Origin of the sequence: Endozoicomonas sp. ONNA2, from assembly GCF_024606365.1 — a bacterium.
Lineage (GTDB): Bacteria > Pseudomonadota > Gammaproteobacteria > Pseudomonadales > Endozoicomonadaceae > Endozoicomonas.
In genome coordinates this window covers 1-3,504 of the sequence record NZ_JAHHPO010001051.1, presented here as the reverse complement: position 1 = coordinate 3,504, position 3,504 = coordinate 1, and the positions used below count along the sequence as shown (strand labels likewise).

At 50.1% G+C, this 3,504-nt stretch carries 3 protein-coding genes; all 3 read left to right on the top strand.

The window, feature by feature from the left end; all coding sequences use genetic code 11:
• Window positions 1–227 precede the first annotated feature (227 nt).
• The 3 genes from KDK14_RS18605 to KDK14_RS18595 all read left to right on the top strand — a co-directional run bounded on the left by KDK14_RS18605 (window position 228) and on the right by KDK14_RS18595 (window position 2,595).
• Window positions 228–476 (top strand): NAD-dependent epimerase/dehydratase family protein, encoded by a 249-nt coding sequence (locus KDK14_RS18605; RefSeq protein WP_257266699.1) that lies wholly within the window; start codon window positions 228–230, stop codon window positions 474–476.
• A gap of 99 nt (window positions 477–575) precedes the next feature.
• Window positions 576–2,045: a mannose-1-phosphate guanylyltransferase/mannose-6-phosphate isomerase gene (locus tag KDK14_RS18600; protein ID WP_257266698.1), complete on the top strand. Its 1,470-nt coding sequence runs from the start codon at window positions 576–578 to the stop codon at window positions 2,043–2,045.
• Window positions 2,046–2,100: 55 nt separating this feature from the next.
• A complete protein-coding gene (locus KDK14_RS18595) occupies window positions 2,101–2,595 on the top strand; it encodes a CvpA family protein (RefSeq protein ID WP_257266697.1) in 495 nt (164 codons plus the stop codon).
• Window positions 2,596–3,504 lie beyond the last annotated feature (909 nt).

Here is a 3,504-nt window from a genome sequence, read left to right as displayed (position 1 = left end):
AGCTCAGGATGAACGGAGATCGAGTTCAAAATGTCGAAATTATTTCAGGACAATTACTTCATTGTTGCGTTATTCGGTCAGCTTGATGGTAAGTACGCTTATTGTCTGATCTCCCTGATAAAGTCTTCTGGATTGCCATTCAATTCAGTTTGCCAGTCCTGCATAGTGACCGTGATTTTTGCCAGCCATTCTGATTTGATTCTATATTCTCCAGATACCCATTAATTATGAAAACTGTTTTTATTGTCGGCCATGGTGGAATGGTGGGTTCTTCGATTGTCCGTCTTCTTGACCGGCACAGCAATGTTCAAATTGTGACCCGCAGTCGCAGTGAACTTGATCTGACCAGCCAGCAGGCAGTGGCAGAGTTTTTCCAGATTGACCAGGTGTATCTGGCGTCGATTCCTTTGCATGAAGGGTTGTCTATGACTTATCAGTGGTTTCTGAAGAATGGGGCAGAACTCCGTTCTGTTTGAGTTCCAGTTATGAGTTATCAGGTTTTAGTTGATGACTTTACTTTTGCTCCTGCTTCATAACTTCCAACTCATACCCCACAAATTACCCCCCAAACACCTATGAATTTAATACCCGTTATCATGTCCGGCGGCTCTGGCAGCCGCCTCTGGCCTCAGTCCAGGGCCCTGAACCCGAAGCAGTTTCTGCCACTGGTCAATGAACAGACTATGTTTCAGAACACAGTAGCCCGGCTGGATGGCCTGAATTCTGTGGAGGCTCCCGTGGTGATTGCCAATGAGGATCACCGTTTTCTGGTGGCAGAGCAGCTTCGCCAGATGGGGCGCAGTGCCGAGGCGATTATTCTTGAGCCGGTGGGCAGGAATACGGCACCTGCCGTTGCGTTGGCTGCTTTAAAAGCGTTAGATCTCCAGGAAGAGCCCGTCTTGTTGGTGCTGGCGGCAGATCATGTAATTCAGGATGAAAAGGCGTTTCATCGGGCTATTGAGGCGGCATTGCCGGCAACAATGAATGGTAAGCTGGTGACGTTTGGTATTGTGCCTGACCATCCGGAAACGGGGTACGGCTATATCAAGGCGGGTGAGCAGTTAATTGATAATCAGGGAATAGCTGATAAAACGACTGAAGCCACAACTCACGCCTCATCACTCACCACTATCTACTGTGTACAACAGTTTGTTGAGAAGCCGGATCTGGAGACCGCCCAGGGCTATCTGGCTTCTGGCGATTATTACTGGAACTCCGGCATGTTTCTGTTCAAGGCTGCCCGCTATCTTGAGGAACTGAAGCAGTACAGGCCAGATATTCTGGCAGCCTGTGAAAAAGCGATGAGGGTTCAGAACCCTGACCTTGATTTTGTCCGGCTGGATGAAGCAGCCTTCCGGGCATGCCCGGATGAGTCTATCGACTACGCGGTGATGGAAAAAACGACGGATGCCGTTGTTGTCCCATTGGATGCCGGGTGGTCTGATGTTGGTTCCTGGTCTTCACTGGCCGATATTGCCGGGCAGGATGAGCAGGGGAACTCGTTTCAGGGCGATGTTCTGCTACTGGATACCGCCAATACCTATGTTCGTAGTGAGAAAAAGCTGATTGCGACGGTTGGTGTCCATGATCTTGTTGTGGTAGAAAGCGACGATGCTATTCTGGTTGCGCACAAAGCCCGGGTGCAGGATGTCAAGAAGGTAGTTGAGTCCTTGAAAGCCGCAGAACGTCCTGAGGTGAATGTGCACCGGAAGGTCTACCGGCCCTGGGGGGCTTATGACTCCATTGATCTGGGCGAGCGTTTTCAGGTAAAGCGCATTATGGTCAAACCGGGTGCCAGGTTGTCGTTACAGAAGCACTATCATCGGGCTGAGCACTGGGTGGTGGTAAAGGGCACAGCGCTGGTGGAAATTGATGGGAAAGAGGTTCTGTTAACTGAAAATCAGTCCACTTATATTCCTATTGGTGCGGTGCATCGGCTGGAGAATCCCGGGAAGTTTGACCTTGAATTGATCGAGGTGCAAAGTGGCGGGTATCTCGGTGAAGATGATATTGTGCGTTTTGAGGATACCTACGGAAGGGTTTGATGGTCAGGCAGTTGCCAGCATAGCATGGTTCCGTTTTTTATAAGGGAGTTAAGTATTGACTTTCACCTGGATTGACTGGCTGATCGCCGGTATTGTTATCATCTCCGCGCTGATCAGTCTAAAGCGCGGTTTTTTTAAAGAGGTTCTTTCCCTGTTGACCTGGCTGGCCGCTATTTTTGTTGCCTGGTCGTTTGGTGGGGCCCTGTCTGAGCGTTTTACGGATTACATAGCAACCCCATCGGTCAGGGTAATGGCGGCTTGCGCCCTGCTGTTTGTGGCAACGCTGATGGTGGGTGCGCTGGTGAATCGCATTATTGCTGAACTGGTGCAGGCCACGGGGTTGTCGGGTACTGACCGGATTCTGGGCATGGTGTTTGGCGGTTTGCGAGGCTGTTTGCTGGTGACGATTCTTGTTGGTCTGCTGACGTTTGCTCCCCTGGAGCAGGATCGGGCCTGGCAGCAGTCGGTGCTTTTGCCCCATTTTATGCTGCTGGCGGACTGGTCCAAGCAGACGGTTGTTGATGTGATGGGGCCGTTGATGCAAAGCTGACGCCAGCTGATGGTTTTTACGTGCGCATAAGTCAGTATCTTTTCATCAGCCATCACCAATGGTGCGGCTAATGATCTGGATAGCGCGACAATCGCCCGGTCTGCCGGGTCTTTATGGAACTGGCCAGGTAATCGGGTGGATTCAATGGCCACCTTGGTGGGTAAAGGTTCGAAATGCAGTAAATCCACCTGCACCGCCAATCCCAGCCAGGAGTCCAGATCCATGGTCAGATTCAGTCGGCCGTTGTTGACCAGCATGGCGATCTCCCAGCTGGTAATGGTGGATACTATCAGGCAACCGTTGTTTTTCTGTTACTGTTCAATGGCATTACGTGCGGCTGGGCTTAACTTATGGCAGCCGGAGAGCCACCAGATCAGGATATGGGTGTCAAGGACGATCAATGGTTGGCCTCCCAGTCTTCATCAGCAATGGGGTCGGTCGGGTTTTCATAGAAAAGTACCGATCCTTTCAGGGTTTCCATGGGCGTTTTTGATGTCCCTTTTGATGTTCTTTTTGATGCCCTGTTGCATGGCTCTGAGATGCCCGAATAAAAGATAACATCGTCAGATGTATCAGAAATGCTCTTGTCGCAGGCAACCTTTCCCTTTAATAAACCATGTGCCTTGTTATTTCCGGTGTTGTATAAGGCACCAGCCGCATGACCGGCTTTTTACGCTGGGTGATGATAACGTCGGCATTTTATTCCAGAGCCAGGCGCACTAATTCCGAGAGCCTGGTTTTTGCTTCATGCATACCAACGGTTATCTGGTTTGGTTCTTTCGTCATGGTGAGTATTGTTAGCTAATTAAACCAGGAGGCTGTCCGAGAATAGCGCCCGTAGCGAGGATGGCAGGAAATTGAGGATAAAAAGTCGGAAATTTTTAGTGAATAGTGGTTCTATTTACTAAA

Coding starts and splice junctions, on each gene's coding strand:
- KDK14_RS18600 (WP_257266698.1), top strand. CDS start 576: ATGAATTTAATACCCGTTATCATGTCCGGCGGCTCTGGCAGCCGCCTC.
- KDK14_RS18605 (WP_257266699.1), top strand. CDS start 228: ATGAAAACTGTTTTTATTGTCGGCCATGGTGGAATGGTGGGTTCTTCG.